The sequence below is a fragment of the Janthinobacterium glycogeni genome (genome assembly GCF_051380725.1).
Classification (GTDB): Bacteria; Pseudomonadota; Gammaproteobacteria; order Burkholderiales; family Burkholderiaceae_D; genus Janthinobacterium.
Map to the genome: position 1 here is coordinate 467,477 of NZ_JBNYXP010000001.1, position 17,363 is coordinate 484,839.

The 17,363-nt window shown below is 61.4% G+C and carries 17 protein-coding genes; 1 reads left to right on the forward strand and 16 read right to left on the reverse strand.

Annotated elements, in window-relative coordinates:
* Window positions 1-91: 91 nt before the first annotated feature.
* The 6 genes from ACQ4W4_RS02175 to rpsO form a co-directional block, all read right to left on the reverse strand.
* Window positions 92-301, reverse strand: a complete 210-nt coding sequence (locus tag ACQ4W4_RS02175; protein ID WP_436540599.1) for a hypothetical protein — start codon at window positions 299-301, stop codon at window positions 92-94.
* 154 nt (window positions 302-455) lie between these two features.
* Complete coding sequence (locus ACQ4W4_RS02180) at window positions 456-2,405, reverse strand: methyl-accepting chemotaxis protein (RefSeq protein WP_436540600.1); 1,950 nt, start codon at window positions 2,403-2,405, stop codon at window positions 456-458.
* A 143-nt stretch (window positions 2,406-2,548) separates the two neighbouring features.
* Window positions 2,549-2,845 (reverse strand): hypothetical protein, encoded by a 297-nt coding sequence (locus ACQ4W4_RS02185; RefSeq protein ID WP_436540601.1) that lies wholly within the window; start codon window positions 2,843-2,845, stop codon window positions 2,549-2,551.
* Window positions 2,846-2,854: 9 nt separating this feature from the next.
* Window positions 2,855-3,550 carry a hypothetical protein gene (locus ACQ4W4_RS02190; RefSeq protein WP_436540602.1) on the reverse strand — a complete coding sequence of 232 codons (696 nt, stop codon included), beginning with the start codon at window positions 3,548-3,550 and terminating at the stop codon, window positions 2,855-2,857.
* Window positions 3,551-3,756: 206 nt separating this feature from the next.
* On the reverse strand, window positions 3,757-5,874 hold the full coding sequence (gene pnp / locus ACQ4W4_RS02195; RefSeq protein WP_121670072.1) for a polyribonucleotide nucleotidyltransferase: 2,118 nt from the start codon (window positions 5,872-5,874) through the stop codon (window positions 3,757-3,759).
* A gap of 220 nt (window positions 5,875-6,094) precedes the next feature.
* Window positions 6,095-6,364 carry a 30S ribosomal protein S15 gene (gene rpsO, locus ACQ4W4_RS02200; RefSeq protein WP_010399743.1) on the reverse strand — a complete coding sequence of 90 codons (270 nt, stop codon included), beginning with the start codon at window positions 6,362-6,364 and terminating at the stop codon, window positions 6,095-6,097.
* Between the two features lie 185 nt (window positions 6,365-6,549).
* Here rpsO and bamE point away from each other — a divergent pair, with 185 nt between their 5' ends.
* Window positions 6,550-7,047: an outer membrane protein assembly factor BamE domain-containing protein gene (gene bamE, locus ACQ4W4_RS02205; RefSeq protein WP_436540603.1), complete on the forward strand. Its 498-nt coding sequence runs from the start codon at window positions 6,550-6,552 to the stop codon at window positions 7,045-7,047.
* 76 nt (window positions 7,048-7,123) lie between these two features.
* Here bamE and ACQ4W4_RS02210 read toward each other — a convergent pair whose 3' ends face one another.
* The 10 genes from ACQ4W4_RS02210 to ACQ4W4_RS02255 all read right to left on the reverse strand — a co-directional run bounded on the left by ACQ4W4_RS02210 (window position 7,124) and on the right by ACQ4W4_RS02255 (window position 17,298).
* Complete coding sequence (locus tag ACQ4W4_RS02210) at window positions 7,124-8,668, reverse strand: 2-isopropylmalate synthase (protein ID WP_436540604.1); 1,545 nt, start codon at window positions 8,666-8,668, stop codon at window positions 7,124-7,126.
* Between the two features lie 48 nt (window positions 8,669-8,716).
* On the reverse strand, window positions 8,717-9,568 hold the full coding sequence (gene pssA / locus ACQ4W4_RS02215) for a CDP-diacylglycerol--serine O-phosphatidyltransferase (protein ID WP_436540605.1): 852 nt from the start codon (window positions 9,566-9,568) through the stop codon (window positions 8,717-8,719).
* A 157-nt stretch (window positions 9,569-9,725) separates the two neighbouring features.
* Window positions 9,726-10,481, reverse strand: a complete 756-nt coding sequence (locus ACQ4W4_RS02220) for an SIMPL domain-containing protein (protein WP_436540606.1) — start codon at window positions 10,479-10,481, stop codon at window positions 9,726-9,728.
* A 111-nt stretch (window positions 10,482-10,592) separates the two neighbouring features.
* Window positions 10,593-11,348 carry an SIMPL domain-containing protein gene (locus tag ACQ4W4_RS02225; RefSeq protein ID WP_436540607.1) on the reverse strand — a complete coding sequence of 252 codons (756 nt, stop codon included), beginning with the start codon at window positions 11,346-11,348 and terminating at the stop codon, window positions 10,593-10,595.
* A 206-nt stretch (window positions 11,349-11,554) separates the two neighbouring features.
* Window positions 11,555-12,793: an MFS transporter gene (locus ACQ4W4_RS02230; RefSeq protein ID WP_436540608.1), complete on the reverse strand. Its 1,239-nt coding sequence runs from the start codon at window positions 12,791-12,793 to the stop codon at window positions 11,555-11,557.
* A gap of 223 nt (window positions 12,794-13,016) precedes the next feature.
* Complete coding sequence (locus tag ACQ4W4_RS02235; RefSeq protein ID WP_436540609.1) at window positions 13,017-13,430, reverse strand: hypothetical protein; 414 nt, start codon at window positions 13,428-13,430, stop codon at window positions 13,017-13,019.
* Window positions 13,420-13,815: a hypothetical protein gene (locus tag ACQ4W4_RS02240; RefSeq protein ID WP_436540610.1), complete on the reverse strand. Its 396-nt coding sequence runs from the start codon at window positions 13,813-13,815 to the stop codon at window positions 13,420-13,422. The genes ACQ4W4_RS02235 and ACQ4W4_RS02240 overlap by 11 nt, the downstream gene beginning before the upstream one ends.
* A gap of 167 nt (window positions 13,816-13,982) precedes the next feature.
* On the reverse strand, window positions 13,983-14,999 hold the full coding sequence (gene ilvC / locus ACQ4W4_RS02245; RefSeq protein ID WP_034750044.1) for a ketol-acid reductoisomerase: 1,017 nt from the start codon (window positions 14,997-14,999) through the stop codon (window positions 13,983-13,985).
* A gap of 74 nt (window positions 15,000-15,073) precedes the next feature.
* The gene (gene ilvN / locus ACQ4W4_RS02250) at window positions 15,074-15,565 is read right to left on the reverse strand and encodes an acetolactate synthase small subunit (protein WP_010399754.1); all 492 of its coding nucleotides are present in this window, start codon (window positions 15,563-15,565) and stop codon (window positions 15,074-15,076) included.
* Window positions 15,566-15,567: 2 nt separating this feature from the next.
* Window positions 15,568-17,298, reverse strand: a complete 1,731-nt coding sequence (locus ACQ4W4_RS02255; RefSeq protein WP_077407110.1) for an acetolactate synthase 3 catalytic subunit — start codon at window positions 17,296-17,298, stop codon at window positions 15,568-15,570.
* Window positions 17,299-17,363 lie beyond the last annotated feature (65 nt).

Genomic DNA, 17,363 nt, shown 5'->3' on the forward strand with positions numbered 1-17,363 from the left:
CCCCCGTTGGCCCGAGAAGCGGAACTGTGCGAATGCACAGTAAGCATCGGAAGCCGCAAATCGCGACGCGCAGCAGGTTTTGATAGGTGTCTTATGCGAAACTGGCCTTTTCGGCGGCGTTCAGGCGCTTGGCCTTGACGACCACCACTTGCATGGCAGCCTTGTTTGCTGGCGCAGCCACGGTGGCCGTGGAGCTGGCCACTTGCAGGGCCGGGGCGGCCGGGGCAATGGCGTAGCAGCCGGCGCCGAGCAGGATGGCGGCGGCAACGGCGATGATTTCCATGTTTTTAGCGACGTTCATGTTGTTCTCCTCGGGTGTCTGGCAGTGGGCTTGCGGTATGGTGTCACTATAGCCATACCGCCCCCGCCAGACACGCCGATTGCGACGAACTGCGCTTTTGGCAGGCTGGCCTGACAAAAACGCGGATGAACGCGCAGATCGCTATGCTTGCAACTTAAAACTCTTCCCACTCGTCGGCGCCGGACTTGGCCGCCTTGACGGGCTTGACGGGCTTGACCGGCGACAGCGCACGGACCGGCGCGCGCGGCGCAGGAGCGGCCGGCTTCGCCTCGAGGCGCGCCACGGGCGCGGGCGCCGCATCCGCATCGCCCAGGCGGAACATGCCGACGGCTTGCGCCAGGTCCACGGCCTGTTCCTGCAGGCTTTCCGCGGCAGCGGCCGCTTGCTCGACGAGGGCCGCGTTCTGCTGCGTCATGGTATCCATGTGCGTGACGGCCGTATTGATCTCGCCGATGCCGGCGCTCTGTTCGCGGCTGGCCACCGTGATCTCGCTCATGATGGTCGTCAATTGCTGCACCGAGGCCACCACCTGGTCCATGGTCTGGCCCGCTTCATTGACGAGGCGGCCGCCCGCATCGACCTTCTCCACCGAATCGCCGATCAATTCCTTGATTTCCTTCGCCGCGCCGGCGGAGCGTTGCGCCAGGTTGCGCACTTCGGACGCCACCACGGCAAAGCCCCTGCCCTGCTCGCCCGCGCGCGCCGCCTCGACGGCCGCATTGAGCGCCAGGATATTCGTCTGGAAGGCGATGCCGTCGATCACGCCGATGATGTCGACGATCTTGCGCGAGCTTTCCTGGATGCCGGCCATGGTGCCCACCACTTGCTGCACCACGCGGCCGCCCTTGGCCGCCACTTCCGAGGCGGACACGGCCAGCTCGTTGGCGGCATGCGCGTTTTCCGCATTCTGCTTGACGGTCGAGGTCAACTCATCCATCGAGCTGGCCGTTTCCTCCAGCGCGCCCGCCTGCGCTTCCGTGCGCGAGGACAGGTCGGCATTGCCGGCGGCGATATCGGCCGATTCGCTGCGCACCAGGGTACTGATGCTGCGGATCTGCACCAGCACGGTGGCGATCTTTTCGACGAACAAATTAAAGGCCTTGGCGATCTGGGCCAGCTCGTCCGCGCCTTCCGCATCGAGGCGGCTGGTCAGGTCGCCGTCGCCCGTGGCGATCGCTTCCATCGCATCGCGCACCAGACCGAGGCGGCGCAAGGCGCGCGCCACCAGCACGCTCAAGACCGTGGCGGCCAGGGCCAGCACCAGCAAGGCCGTCAGGGCCGAAGCGCGCAGCATGGAGGTCAATGCCTGCGTCGCTTCCGCCCGGTCGAGCACGGTCGCCAGCAGCCAGTCGCTGCCTGGCACCTTACTCACATGCAAGATGCCGTTACGGTCGCCCAGGCGGATGGCGGCGCCGTCGCCGCTCTTTTCGATATCGGCCAGCGCCTGCGCGCTCAGGCCCGGATCGAGCTCGGCCAGCGGCTTCAGGGTCAGCTTGCCGTCCGGGTGGGCGATGATCTTGCCGCCGCCGTCGACGAGGAAGGCGTAACTGGATGCCGTCGGCTTGATCGAGGCGACGTTTTGCACCACCGCATCCATCATCACGTCGGCCGCCATCACGCCCGTCACGCTGCCCTTGCCGCCCAGCGGCTCGGCAAACGTCACCACCAGCTTGCCCGTGCTGGCGCCGATATACGGCGCCGTGATGATGGGGCCACCCACTTCGGACGCCAGCTTGTACCAGGGCCGCGCCGTTGGATCGTAGTCGGCGGCGCGCTTGCGCTCCTGCGAAAAGACGGCGTGCTTGTCGGCAAAGCCGATATACGCCATGTCGAACGTGCCTGCCTGCTCGGCCGCCTTCAGGGCCGGCAAGGGATCGGCCGCCGTGGCACCCTGCTTGAGCGAACCCACGACGGCTTGCTTGGAACGCAGCCATTCGGCGATGGCTTGCGCATGGCTGTGCGACAACTGCAGCATCTGCGTGTCGAGCGCGGCCAGGGTGCTTGCGCGCGTAGTGAAGAAATTGGCGATGGCGACGGCCAGCATGGCCAGCACGACGATGGAAACGGCGATGGCGATCAGCCGCGCCTTAAGGGAGGACAACATGGTGCATCCAATAAAAAAGAGAAAATCGGGAGGGATGCGCCATGGTCAGGGAATAAGATTTTGTCGTCAAGCAATACCGACTCTCGATTACCCATAAACAACAATTGATACCTTATATTAACAACTCGATGATAAAATATTAACTATATCTCGCCGCGCAGCTTGCGCAGGGCCGGCGATTCGCCGCCCGTCGCTTCGATGCGGAAGCGGGCAAATGCCTGTTCCAGCTCGGGGTACCGGCGCAATCCGCCCTCCGTAAAATAACGCCCGCCGGGGATATCGCCCCATGGCAGGGGCGCGCTCAAGGCGCCGCTGCCAGCCAGGGCCAGCAGCGGCTCGACAGCGCTGCGCAGGTCGGCCACCTCGCCGTCGGCGGGCGCCAGACGGGCCAGCAACTGCTCCAGTTCGGCGGCACGCGCTTGCAAACGCTGCGGATCCATCATCTCTCCTCAATTCTTGATCGTGCCGATCAGCACGGGGGCCGACCACAAGCTGCGGTTGGGGAGCAAATACTGCTGCGCCCCGCCCTTGCGCCGCACCAGCCCGCCCAACTCTTCCGTCGGCGCGACCTGGCTGACGAATACGTTGACGGTGCCCTTGGGCATGATCTGATACACATCATACAGCGGCGCCTCGCTCTTCAAGGGCAAGCCGAAACAGTCGGCCAGCGTGGCGCAGCGGCCCGATGCCAGCTGCAATTGCGCGCTGGTGGTGAAGTATGGCGAATATGGCGATACATTCTGGCCGTGCGGCACGATTTTTACCAGCGCGGCAGCCATGGGCTGCAGGTCCGGCAAGGTGCTGCCGGACGCGAGCTGCTCGACCGCTCGCGCATAGATGGTGTCAGCCGAGGCGGCCGGATCGGCCGCGCGCAGTTCGCGCAGGAATTGCTGCCCTGCCCCACTATCGAGATAGGCGTCGATAGCGTCACGCGGCAAGCCCGCCGTCCTGAACGTGCTGAGGTCATTGATTTCGCGCGCATGCACGGCGCGCAAGGCGTCGAGGTCTTGCGCCGGCATGGCCCCGGACGCGGCGGCGATAGGGATGGGCAGCGGCACCGGCGTGGGTGCGCTGTCCAGCTGCGCCCAGGCGCCGGGCGAAACGGCAAGCAGAAAGGCGGCGGCCAGCCCGCGGAATGTGCGCATGCTGCATCTCCTTGGAAGACTCGTTCGAGGGGAAATCCCACTCCGAATCTACAAGGTGCGGCAGCGGCCGATACGCGCTGGATCAAGGCCGGTGCACGCGTCGGCACACACCTTCGATACAGCGCAAACGACGCGCATAAAAAAACCGCCAGGGCTTGCGCGCCGGCGGTTTTTGAGCATGCGGCCGAGGCCGCAGTCAGTCTGACTTAAGCGGCTGGCGCTTCGTTGCCTTCGGCAGCTTTCATCGACAGTTTCAAACGACCGCGGTCGTCCGTTTCCAGAACCTTGACGCGGACCAGCTGGCCTTCTTTCAGGTAGTCGGCCACGGCGTTGACGCGCTCGTTGGCGATCTGCGAAATGTGCAGCAAGCCGTCCTTGCCTGGCATGACTTGCACGATGGCGCCGAAGTCCAGCAGTTTCAGCACGGTGCCTTCGTAGGTCTTGCCCACTTCGACGGAGGCGGTCAGTTCTTCGATGCGACGCTTGGCTTCCTGGCCGGCGGCAGCGTCGACGGAAGCGATGGTGACCACGCCTTCGTCGCTGATGTCGATCTGGGTGCCCGTCTCTTCGGTCAGCGCGCGGATCACGGCGCCGCCCTTGCCGATCACGTCACGGATTTTTTCCGGGTTGATCTTGATGGTGATCAGACGCGGTGCGAAATCGGACAGTTCGGTTTTGACGTGCGGCATGGCTTTTTGCATTTCGCCCAGGATGTGCTCGCGGCCTTCCTTGGCTTGCGCCAGTGCCACTTGCATGATTTCCTTGGTGATGCCCATGATCTTGATGTCCATCTGCAGCGCCGTGATACCGTTGCGGGTACCGGCCACCTTGAAGTCCATGTCGCCCAGGTGATCTTCGTCGCCCAGGATGTCGGACAGCACGGCAAACTTGCCGCCTTCCTTGATCAGGCCCATGGCGATACCGGCCACGTGTTCTTTCATCGGCACGCCGGCGTCCATCAGTGCCAGGCAGCCGCCGCATACCGATGCCATCGACGAGGAACCGTTCGATTCCGTGATTTCCGATACCAGGCGCACCGAGTAGCTGAACTCTTCAGCTGCTGGCAGGGCGGCGATCAGCGCGCGCTTGGCCAGGCGACCGTGGCCGATTTCGCGGCGTTTTGGCGTACCGACACGACCGGTTTCGCCGGTGGCGAACGGAGGCATGTTGTAATGCAGCATGAACGAATCGGTGAATTCGCCCATCAGCGCATCGATCTTCTGGCTGTCGCGGGCGGTGCCCAAAGTTGCCACGACCAGCGCCTGCGTTTCGCCGCGCGTAAACAGGGCCGAACCGTGGGTGCGTGGCAGCACGCTGGTGCGGATCGAGATCGGACGCACGGTGCGCGTGTCGCGGCCGTCGATGCGTGGCTCGCCGTCCAGGATTTGCGTACGCACGATCTTGGCTTCGATGTCGAACAGGATGTTGTTCACTTCGGCGCTGTCGATCGACGCGCCGCCGGCGGCAGCCGCTTCAGCCGACAGGTCGGCCAGCACTTCCGACGTTGCCGCCTTCAGCTTGGCCGTACGCTCTTGCTTGTCCTTGGTTTGATACGCGTCATTGATCTTGGCGTTGGCGAAATGCGCGACGCGGGCGATCAGTGCTTCGTTTTTCGGCGCAGGCGCCCATTCCACTTCCGGCTTGCCGCCGTCACGCACCAGGTCGTGAATCGCGTCGATGACGACTTTCATCTGGTCGTGGCCGAAGACCACGGCGCCCAGCATGATTTCTTCGGACAGCTGTTTCGCTTCCGATTCGACCATCAGCACGGCCGTTTCGGTACCGGCGACCACCAGGTCCATTTCCGACGTTTTCAGTTGCTGAACGGTCGGGTTCAGGATGTACTGGCCGTTGGCGTAACCGACGCGCGCGGCGCCGATAGGACCGTTGAAAGGCACGCCAGACACGCACAGGGCAGCGGAGGCGCCGATCATGGCGGCGATGTCCGGATCGATTTCAGGGTTGACCGACAACACGTGAATGATGACTTGCACTTCATTCAGGTAGCCTTCCGGGAACAGCGGACGGATAGGACGGTCGATCAAACGGGATGTCAGTGTTTCTTTTTCGGAAGGACGGCCTTCGCGCTTGAAAAAACCGCCCGGGATTTTACCGGCAGCATAGGTTTTCTCGACATAATCAACCGTCAAAGGGAAGAAATCCTGGCCTGGCTTGGCATCTTTGCGTGCCACCACCGTTGCCAGAACGACGGTATCTTCGATCGACACCAGCACTGCGCCGGATGCCTGACGTGCGATTTCGCCGGTTTCCAGGGTCACTTGATGTTGACCGTACTGGAAGGTTTTCGTAACTTTGTTAAACATGGGGTATCCCTTTTCTAATTGCCGACAGATTTTCAGGGGCTGTCGTTCACCTCACCACAGGCGGCGGAAGAACCGTTGCCGCCTTTACTACTTTACTTTTAAAACATGATATCGGTAGAGCATACTGCACTTACCGACATAAATCCGGAATTCAAATGACAAAATGCCCGCGTCAGCGAACTGGCGCAGGCATTTCTGTATAAACCTTGTACGGCAAAAATTACTTGCGCAGACCAAGTTTAGCGATCAGGTCGCGATAACGGGTAGCGTCTTTAGCCTTCAGGTAGGACAACAGGCTCTTACGACGGTTGACCATCATGATCAGGCCGCGGCGGGAGTGGTGATCTTTCGAGTGGGCTTTGAAGTGGCCGTTCAGTTCGTTGATGCGAGCTGTCAGCAGTGCAACTTGCACTTCAGGGGAGCCGGTGTCGTTTTGACCACGTGCGTTGTCCGCGATGATAGCGGCTTTGTTGATGTTTTCTACTGTCATGATAAACCTTTCACATGCGGTGCACAGAGTCTGAACCCTATCCACCGTGAACTACGATTATTAAAATACTGGCCTAGGCTTCCAACCAGACGCGCAAGTATATCGGAAAAATGCCCGCCTGTATCCTGCCGTGCGGGCTTTTCTCGGCGCATGATAGGATTTTCCTGCATTTCAGGAGGTCAAACATGAAAAAACTGCTCAAATTAGCAACGCCGCTGTTGTTTGCCGTGCTGGCCGGCTGCGCCAGCTGGAACGTCCCGCCGCCGCAGCCAGGTGAGCCGCGCGCCGCCGTGGAAGCGCGCCTGGGCCGTCCGACGAATATCTACCAGCTGCCCACGGGGCCGGAACTCGAATACGCGACGGGGCCGTACGGCCAATCCACCTACATGGCCCGCTTCGGCCCCGACGACAAGTTGATTTCCTACGAACAGGTGCTCGACACGCCGGGCTTTGCCCGCATCAAGGTAGGCGTGTCGACGCAGCAAGACGTGCTGCACACCCTGGGCCGCCCGACGGAAAAATCCTACCTGCCGCTGCCCAAGCTCTACGTCTGGTCCTACCGCTACAAGGAATCGGGCGTGTGGGATTCCATGATGCACGTGCACTTCGACCACGACGGCATCGTGCGCATGATGATGAACGGGCCCGATCCGGACAAGGAAGAGCGGCGCTTTTTCTGGTGATGAGCGTCTTGCACCAAGGCTAGCGCCTATCCCAAATGCAAATTCTGGGGTCAGACCCGGCGGGTCTGACCCCGACTTACGGCTGTGGATCGATGCGCTCATCCTTCGCGTGCAGCTTGTTCAGCGCAGACAAATACGCCTTGGCCGACGCGACGATGATGTCCGGGTCGGCGCCCACGCCGTTGACGATGCGCCCGTCGCGCGACAGGCGCATCGTCACCTCGCCTTGCGACTGCGTGCCCGTGCTGATGGCGTTGACGGAGAACAAAACCAGTTCCGCGCCGCTGGCAGCCGCGCTTTCGATGGCGTTGACGGTGGCGTCCACAGGCCCGTCGCCCCGCCCTTCGCAACTCAGCTGCTTGCCGCCGACGAGGAATTCCACGCGCGCATGCGGCACGGCGCCCGTCGTCGACTGCTGCGTCAGTGAAATGAAACGGTAGTGCTCACTCTCCTGCGCCTGCTGTTCCTCGCTGACGAGGGCCATGATGTCTTCGTCGAAAATCTCGGATTTGCGGTCCGCCAGCTCCTTGAAGCGGATGAAGGCGGCATTGATGTCCGCTTCCGATTCCAGCGCGATGCCCAGCTCCTGCAGGCGTTGCTTGAAGGCGTTGCGGCCCGACAGTTTCCCCAGCACGATCTTGTTGGCTGTCCAGCCCACGTCTTCGGCGCGCATGATTTCATACGTCTCGCGCGCCTTTAAAATGCCATCCTGGTGGATGCCGGACGCGTGCGCAAAGGCGTTCGCGCCGACGACGGCCTTGTTCGGCTGCACGGCAAAGCCCGTGATCTGCGACACCATTTTCGAGGCGGCCACGATTTGCGTCGTATCGATGCCCACCGTCAGGTTGTAATAGGCGGCGCGCGTGCGCAGCGCCATCACCACTTCTTCCAGCGCCGTGTTGCCGGCCCGCTCGCCCAGGCCATTGACCGTGCATTCGATCTGCCGCGCGCCGCCGATCATGACGCCGGCCAGCGAATTGGCCACAGCCAGGCCCAGGTCGTTATGGCAATGGACGGACCAGATGGCTTTATCGGAGTTCGGTATGCGTTCGCGCAAGCGGCGGATGGTATTGCCGAAGATTTCAGGCACGGCGTAGCCCACCGTATCGGGGAAATTGATGGTGGTGGCGCCCTCGGCGATCACGCCCTCCAGCACGCGGCACAGGAAATCCTCGTCCGAGCGGCTGCCGTCTTCGGGGCTGAATTCGATGTCGTCCGTGAACTGGCGCGCGTAGCGCACGGCGTTCTGCGCCTGCAGCAAGACTTCCTCGGGCGTCATGCGCAGCTTCATCTGCATGTGCAGGGGCGACGTGGCGATAAAGGTGTGGATGCGTTTGCGCTCGGCGGGCGCCAGCGCTTCGGCGGCGCGGGCGATGTCGCGGTCGTTGGCGCGCGACAGCGAGCAGATGGTCGACTCGCGCACGGCGCCGGCAATCGCCCGTATCGACTCGAAGTCGCCCTGCGAAGCGGCGGCGAAGCCCGCTTCGATCACGTCGACCTTCATGCGTTCGAGCTGCTTGGCGATGCGCAGCTTTTCCTCGCGCGTCATGGAGGCGCCCGGCGATTGCTCGCCGTCGCGCAAGGTGGTGTCAAAAATGATGAGTCGGTTGCTGGTGGTCATGGCTGCTCCTGGCTGACTGAAGACTGGCGACGCTACCGACTCGCCGCATTAATGCTCGGGGTCGGTCTGGATGATGCTGACGGGCTTGCCCTTCGCCATGCGCCAGAAAAACACGGCGTAGCCGGACAGGCCATAGACGACGAAAATCGGGAACAGCACTTTCGGCGGATCGATGGAAATGAGCGCGAAGAACAATGCCAGCAGGAATACCACGATGAAGGGCACGGACTTGCGGAAATTCACATCCTTGAAGCTGTAGAACGGCACGTTGGTGACCATGGTCAGGCCCGAGAACAGGGCGATCGCCCACGACACCCAGGCCAGCTGGTTGCCGGCAAATTCCAGGTCGTTCATGAGCAGGATGAAGCCGGCCACCATGGCCGCCGCCGCCGGGCTGGGCAAGCCCTGGAAGAAGCGCTTGTCGACCACCGCGATATTCGTGTTGAAGCGGGCCAGGCGCAAGGCGGCGCCGGCGCAATACACGAAGGCGGCCAGCCAGCCCATTTTCCCCATGCCGCGCAGCGACCATTCGTAGATCACCAGCGCCGGTGCGGCGCCGAACGACACCATGTCGGACAGGCTGTCGTACTGGGCGCCGAATTCGCTCTGCGTATTCGTCAGGCGCGCGATGCGTCCGTCGAGGCCGTCGAGGATCATGGCGATGAAGATGGCCCAGGCCGCGTGTTCGAATTTCTGGTTCATGGCCATGACAATGGCGTAGAAGCCGCAAAACAGGGCTGCCGTCGTGAAGGCATTCGGCAACAGATAGATGCCGCGGCGGCGCAGGGTTTTCTTGCCAGTGCCATCGTTCACCGGCTGGCGCACGAATTTGCTGAAGCGGGACGCTTTGGATGCTGCGGGGGTGCCGTTCTTGCCTCTACGACGGGGGAAGTTTGCCATGTTGTTCCATATCTTGTGTACTGCGGGGGAATCGGTGCCAGATGGCAGGCGCATGACTGTCAGGGCATGCGCCCGCCGATGTTGTCATTATAGAGGAGCCGCCGCCAAAGAAAAGCGCGGCGGCGTCAAGCCGGCAATATTGACACCAATACTAAGCTTATTTGAACTTGATCTTGGCAACCAGGCCCATGTTGAGCGTCGTTTCGCCTGGTTCAAAGCTCGGTTCGGCCACCTGGCTGCCGCCATAGCTTGCCACATCGGCGCTCATGGCGCGCGCGCCGGCCACGTTGGCGCGCTGCGCGTAATTGCCGGAACCCTCGAAATCGATGGTGTCGATCACGGCGTCATTGACATTGCGGCCCATGGCGCCGGCGATGGCGGCCACGCGCTCGTTGAGGTTCTTGTAGGCGGCGGCGATGCGCTGGTCGTCGAGCTTGCGGATGGTGGCGGGCGCCAGGCCGAAGTTCAGGCGGTTCAGGGTCAGCACGCCCTGCGCTGCGGAAACGGTCTTCGGCAAGGCGGCCAGGTTGGTCGTCGTCACCTGCAGATATTGACCCACGCGCCAGCCGGTGGGCACGCGCGGCTTGGCGGCGACGCCCGGCGGCAAGGGCGCCGTTTCCGGGTACACGGCATACGTGTAGTAACCCTGGGTCTTGAGCACGGCTTGCGGATCGGCCTTCTTGACGATGGCCACGCCCTGGTTCATCTTCTGGTTCACGCGCGAGGCGGCGGCGGCCTTGTCCTTGTCCTGCTCTTCGATGGCCAGGATGACGGTCACCTGGTCATTCGCATGCACGACTTCGCCGTTGGCGGGCACCACCACGAGGGCGCCGGAGGTGGGCAAGGCCTGGGCTTGTGCGCCCAGGGCAACGGTAGCGGCGGCTGCGGCCAGCAGCGATTTCATGACGGTCATGGTGTTCTCCTGGAAAATAATGGGGCAAAAACGACCATGGGGCCAACAGCCCCATGATTTTTAAAACATGCTAACGCGGAAATCTTCCCGCCTTGATCAGCCTATTTCAGCTTACTTGAACTTGACCTTGCCGACGACACGCATGTCGAGCGTCGTTTCGCCCGGCTCGAAGCTCGGTTCGGCGACGGTGCTGTCTTCGGCCATCTTGGCGCTGCGCATCATCATCGGCGCGGCCGCAGGACGGCTTTCGGTGGCGTAGTTGCCCGAACCTTCGAAGTCCACCGTATCGAGCACGGCGTCCGAAACGTTGCGGCCCATGGCCTTGGCGATGGCGGCCACGCGCTCGTTCAGGTTTTTATACGTGGCGGCGATGCGCTGGTCGTCCAGCACGCGGATGGTTTCCGGCTTCAAGCCGAAATTCAAGCCGTTCAGGGTCAGCACGCCTTGCGCCGCCGACACGGTTTTTGGCAACGCAGCCAAGTTGGCCGTCGTCACTTCCAGGTACTGGCCGACACGCCAGGCCGTCGGCAGACGTGGCTTGGCCACGGCGCCGGCTGGCAACGGGCGCTCTTCCGGATACACGGGATAGGTGTAATAGCCGTACGATTTCAGTGCCGCCGACGGATCGGCCTGCTTGACGATGGCGATGCCCTTGTTCATCTTCTGGTTGACTCGCGACGCGGCCGCGGCCTTGTCCTTGTCCTGTTCTTCGACGGCCAGGGTAGCGACCACCTGGTCATTGACATGCTTGACTTCGCCAAATGCGGGTACGACCACCAGGGTGCCGTTGGTCGGCAAAGATTGGGCTTGCGCGCTCAGGGCAACGGTGGCTGCGGCGGCAACAAGGACGGATTTCATCACGGTCATGGGGGTACTCCTAGGTAGTTAATGTGGCTGACAGCCCGCGAAAGGGAGGCTGTTGCCATCCCTTTCGCCTGAGAAACTTGTCAAACTGTGTAGATTCTAACGCCTCATTCATTCCTGTGGCGCAAATTAACAAATCGTCACAAAATGTGCTAGCCAGTCACATCTGCTCACATTTCAATACAATGCCATTAAAAATAACGATGTTATTAATGTCCCATTACCGCGCCGCCGCTGCGCCGGCCCGGCTTGAAACTGTGGCGGTGCGCGCACCAGGCGATAGTCAACGCCACCAGCAGCAAGGCCAGCATGGCCCCCGGGAACGACGCCGCGCCATAGCCGTCGAGCAGCATGCCGCCCACCAGGCCACCGCCCGCGATGGCCACGTTCCAGATGGTTGCCACCATCGCTTGCGCCACGTCCATGCCATCGCCGGCCGCGTCCGCCGACGCCGTCTGCAGCAAGGTGCCGGCGCCGCCAAAGGTGATGCCCCAGATCGCCATGCTCGCATAGATCACAGCTTGGGAGTCCATCGCCAGGCCCAGCGCCACCATCACGAGGGCCAAGGCGGCGATGCAGCCCAGCACGAGCGGGCGCAGCCAGCGGTCGATCAGCTGGCTGACCAGCCAGATGCCGGCCAGCGAACCGACGCCATACACGAGCAGCACCAGGTCGACGCGGGGGCGCAAGCCGGACGGCGCCAGAAATGGTGCGATATACGTATAGAGAATGTTATGCGCCAGCATCCAGGCGACGATCACCGCCAGAATCGGCCGCACGCCCGGCGTCATGAACACTTGGCGGATCGACAGGCGCTCGCCATTCTTTTGCCCCGGATAATCGGGCACGACCAGCAACACCCACGCGACCAGCACCACGGCCAGACCGGACATGATGCCGAAGATGCTGCGCCAGCCCAGCACCCCGCCCATCAGGGTGCCCAGCGGCACGCCCAGCGACAGGGCCAGCGGCGTGCCGATCATGGCGATGGCCATCGCCCTGCCCTGCTGCTCCACGCTGACCATGCGGCGCGCGTAGCCGGCCATCAAGCCCCAGGCCAGGCCGGCGGCCATGCCCGTCACGAAGCGCGCGATCAGGGCGACGATATAGTTGGGCGCCAGGGCCGTCGCCGTATTGAAGATCAAGAAACCGATGATGGCCAGCAGCAAGACATTGCGCCGGCGCCAGGTGCTGGTGAGCGCCGTCAGGGGAATGGCCGTCAGGATGGAACCGATGGCGTAGACGGTGACCAGCTGGCCCGTCATGACTTCGGAAATGCCGAGGTCCCGGGCAATCTGCGGCAGCAAGCCGGCCGGCAAGGTTTCCGACAGGAGGGCGAGAAACGCCGTCATGGCCAGAGCCAGCAAGGCGAGGATGGGAAGCCGTTCGGAAATGGAAGATTCGGCAGTGCCCGGCATGGGTACTGTGGTGCTAATGCGGTCGGTCATAGGGGTCCTTCAGATTGCGCAAGCGGCTAAATAACGAGCGCCTGGCGTGCTACAAAAGCGGTGATGCGCGTTGCGGTCGGCAGATACCGAAACAGATGCAGTCCACAGGAAACTGCAAAGGAAGGGCGGAATTATATAGGAGGCGGGCGAAAAACGTGCGCGCAAGAAAAAAGCCAGGCTCCTCATGGAGACCTGACTTCACCCGGCAGGCTCTGCGTCTGGCTCAGGCCGGATTGGTGGACCGCGACCGGGCTTGCCGCAGCAACCAGCCGCCCAGGACCGTGAAGCCCAGCAAGACGGCGGCGCCGGTCAGATAACTGTCAAACATGTCCACACTTCCCGGCGGCATGAATTTCATCACATCATCGCTGCCGAACATGCATGCCATGCACAGCACCAGGAACGCGGTAAAGCCCGTGGCGGCCAGCAGCACAATGCCGGTATCGCGCCGCCATTGAGCAAACCCGCTCAACGCCAGCCCAGCCAGCATCGCCACGACGCCGCAAGCGGCGATGACTGCCAGCATCACCAGCTTGCCGTCGGACTGCCGCTCGGCCAGGAAAGCGAGCAAGGTGATCAGATAGACAAACATCCCCGCAAGCGACTTGCAGACGATGCTGAAGAACTTACGCATCATTCGCCGCCAGGCGCTGAGAAAAATAGGCATTGGCTTGCGGGCGGAACAAGAAATAGGCAATCACGGCCAGCATCAGCACGCCAGGCACGAGCATGATCTTCACGGGCGACGTGAAAAGAGCCACGACCAAGCCAAATACGCTCCAGCCCAGATACAGCGTGCGCGCCCATTTTTGGCCACGGCGCAGGGCAATGCCCGAGATGAGCGCAATGACCAGGCCCAGAAACATGACTGCATATTGCAGCGGCACCGACATGGCGCTCTTGGCCATCAACTCCTTCGTTATCGGGTTATCCATGTTGAGGTAACTGGAGACCAGCGAGATGAGTGCCGTGACAATTAAAAACCAGCCGATGATATTGACAGAGGTGGGACGATTGCTCACTTTTTGATTCCTATGGGAAATTAATGGAGTGGCAATAATACAGATGGGAAACACTTAAATATACACACATACTCACGCCGCCCCCGTCGCAGCGCAATAGGCCGCATCACATGAACGAAAAAAAGCCGGCTTGCGCCGGCTTTTCATGGTGAATCAGCAAAAAATGCTTAGTTTTTCGACTGGTCAACCATCTTATTCTTCGCGATCCAAGGCATCATGGCGCGCAGTTTCGCGCCCACTTCTTCGATCTGGTGCTCGGACGTCAGGCGGCGGCGCGAGATCAGGGTCGGTGCGCCTGCCTTGTTTTCCAGGATGAAGCTCTTCGCGTATTCGCCCGTTTGAATGTCTTTCAGGCATTGACGCATCGCATCCTTGGTGGCCGACGTCACGACTTTAGGGCCGGTCACGTATTCGCCGTATTCGGCGTTGTTCGAGATCGAGTAGTTCATGTTGGCGATGCCGCCTTCATAGATCAGGTCGACGATCAGCTTCAGTTCGTGCAAGCACTCGAAGTAGGCCATTTCAGGCGCGTAGCCCGCTTCCGTCAGGGTTTCGAAACCGGCCTTGATCAGTTCCACGGCGCCGCCGCACAGCACGGCTTGTTCACCGAACAAGTCGGTTTCGGTTTCTTCACGGAAATTCGTTTCGATGATGCCGGCACGGCCGCCGCCGTTGGCCGAGGCGTACGACAGGGCGATATCGCGGGCGATGCCCGATTTGTCCTGGTACACGGCGATCAGGTGGGGCACGCCGCCACCTTGGGTGTAGGTGGCGCGCACGGTGTGGCCCGGGGCTTTCGGCGCGACCATGATCACGTCCAGGTCGGCGCGTGGCACGACTTGGCCGTAATGCACGTTGAAACCGTGGGCGAAGGCCAGCACGGCGCCTTGCTTGGCGAACGGCGCGATGTTTTCGTTGTAGACCTGGGCGATGTTTTCATCTGGCAGCAAGATCATGATGACGTCGGCCGCTTTCACGGCGTCGTTGACTTCCGCTACTTTCAGGCCCGCTTGCTCGACCTTGGTCCACGAAGCGCCGCCCTTGCGCAGGCCGACGGTGACGTTGACGCCCGAATCGTTCAGGTTTTGCGCGTGCGCGTGGCCTTGCGAACCGTAGCCGATGATGGCGACGTTTTTGCCTTTGATCAAGGAGAGGTCAGCGTCTTTGTCGTAAAAAACTTTCATGGTATTTCCTATAATTTGATGATGCGTTGTTGTTTTAAATGCGGCGCCAGGGCCGCGTAGTGCTGCTTATATTTTTATACTTTGAGGATGCGTTCGCCGCGGCCGATGCCGGAACCGCCCGTACGGACGGTTTCCAGAATGGCGGCGCGGTCGATCGAATCGATGAACGCGTCGAGCTTGACCTTGTTGCCGGTCAGTTCGATCGTGTACGTCTTTTCGGTGACATCGATGATGCGGCCACGGAAGATATCGGCGGTGCGCTTCATTTCCTCGCGCTCCTTGCCCACGGCACGAACCTTGATCAGCATCAACTCGCGTTCGATATGCTGGCCTTCGGTCAGGTCCACCACCTTGACTACCTCGATGAGGCGATTCAGGTGCTTGGTGATCTGCTCGATGATGTCGTCCGAGCCGCTGGTGACGATGGTCATGCGCGACAGGGTCGAGTCTTCCGTCGGCGCCACGGTCAAGGTTTCGATGTTGTAGCCGCGTGCCGAGAACAGACCCACCACGCGCGACAGGGCGCCCGCTTCGTTTTCCAGCAAGACAGAAATAATATGGCGCATGATTAGAGATCCTCCGAACCGAGCATCATTTCGGACAGGCCCTTGCCGGCTTTCACCATTGGCCACACGTTTTCGGACTGGTCGGTAATGAAGTTCATGAATACCAGCCTGTCTTTCATGCCGAACGCCTCTTTCAGGGCGCCGTCGACGTCGCCCGGTTTTTCAATTTTCATGCCCACGTGGCCATACGCTTCAGCCAGTCTCTCGAAGTCGGGCAGCGAATCCATGTACGACTCGGAATAGCGCGAACCGTAATCGATTTCCTGCCACTGGCGCACCATGCCGAGGAAACGGTTGTTGAGCATGATGATCTTCGGCGTCAGGTGATACTGCTTGCACGTGGCGAGCTCCTGGATGCACATCTGGATCGAGCCTTCGCCCGTGATGCAGGCAACGGTGGCGTCCGGATTGGCCATCTGCACGCCCATGGCGTACGGCAAGCCGACGCCCATGGTGCCCAGGCCGCCGGAATTGATCCAGCGGCGCGGCTTGTCGAAGCCATAATATTGCGCGGCCCACATCTGGTGCTGGCCCACGTCGGACGTAATGAACGCGTCGCCCTTGGTGATCTGGAACACTTTTTCCACCACCGCTTGCGGCTTGATGACCAGGTCGGACGTCGGGTATTTCAGGCATTCGCGGCCACGCCATTCGGCGATCTGCTTCCACCAGTTGCTCAAGGCATTGACGTTCGGCTTGGCTTCGGCCGCGTCAAGTTGCGCGAGGAACTCGATCAGCACGTCCTTGACGTTGCCGACGATGGGGATATCGACCTTGACGCGCTTGGAAATCGACGATGGATCGATGTCCACGTGGATGATCTTGCGCGGATGCGATGCGAAATGTTTCGGGTTGCCGATCACGCGGTCGTCGAAACGGGCGCCGATGGCGATCAGGACGTCGCAATTCTGCATCGCCATGTTCGCTTCATAGGTGCCGTGCATGCCGGGCATGCCGACATACTGCTCGCTCGAGGCGCGGTAGCCGCCCAGGCCCATCAAGGTGTTGGTGCACGGGAAACCCAGGCGGTCGACCAGCTTGTTCAGCTCGGCCGAGGCGTTCGCCAGGATCACGCCGCCGCCCGTGTAGATCATCGGACGTTCGGCTTGCAGCAACAACTGCACAGCCTTGCGGATCTGGCCCGAGTGGCCCTTGTCGACGGGACGGTAGGAACGCATCTCGACTTCCTTCGGATAGTCGAAATGACATTTGTGCATGCTGATATCTTTGGGGATATCGACCAGCACGGGTCCCGGACGGCCGGTACGGGCGATGAAGAAGGCTTTCTTGATCGTCGCTGCCAGGTCCTTGACGTCCTTGACGAGGAAGTTGTGCTTGACCACGGGGCGCGTGATGCCGACCGTGTCGCATTCCTGGAACGCATCCTGTCCGATGGCGTGGCTCGGCACCTGGCCGGAGATCACCACCATGGGAATCGAGTCCATGTACGCGGTCGACAGGCCCGTGACGGCATTCGTGACGCCCGGACCGGACGTGACGATGGCGACACCGACCTTGTTCGAGCTGCGCGAATAGGCATCGGCGGCGTGGATCGCGGCCTGCTCGTGGCGTACCAGGATATGCTGGAATTTGTTTTGCTGGAAGATGGCGTCGTAGATGTAGAGTACGGCTCCGCCCGGGTATCCAAAGACGTGCTCGACGCCCTCTTCAGCCAGACAGCGCACGACAATTTCTGCGCCCGTAATTGGTCCTGCTGCTGCTTCGGTATTCATGAAACATTCCTTTCAAGGTCCATTGGAGATTGATCGGATGTTCTTTCCTGACGAAGTTCGCTGTG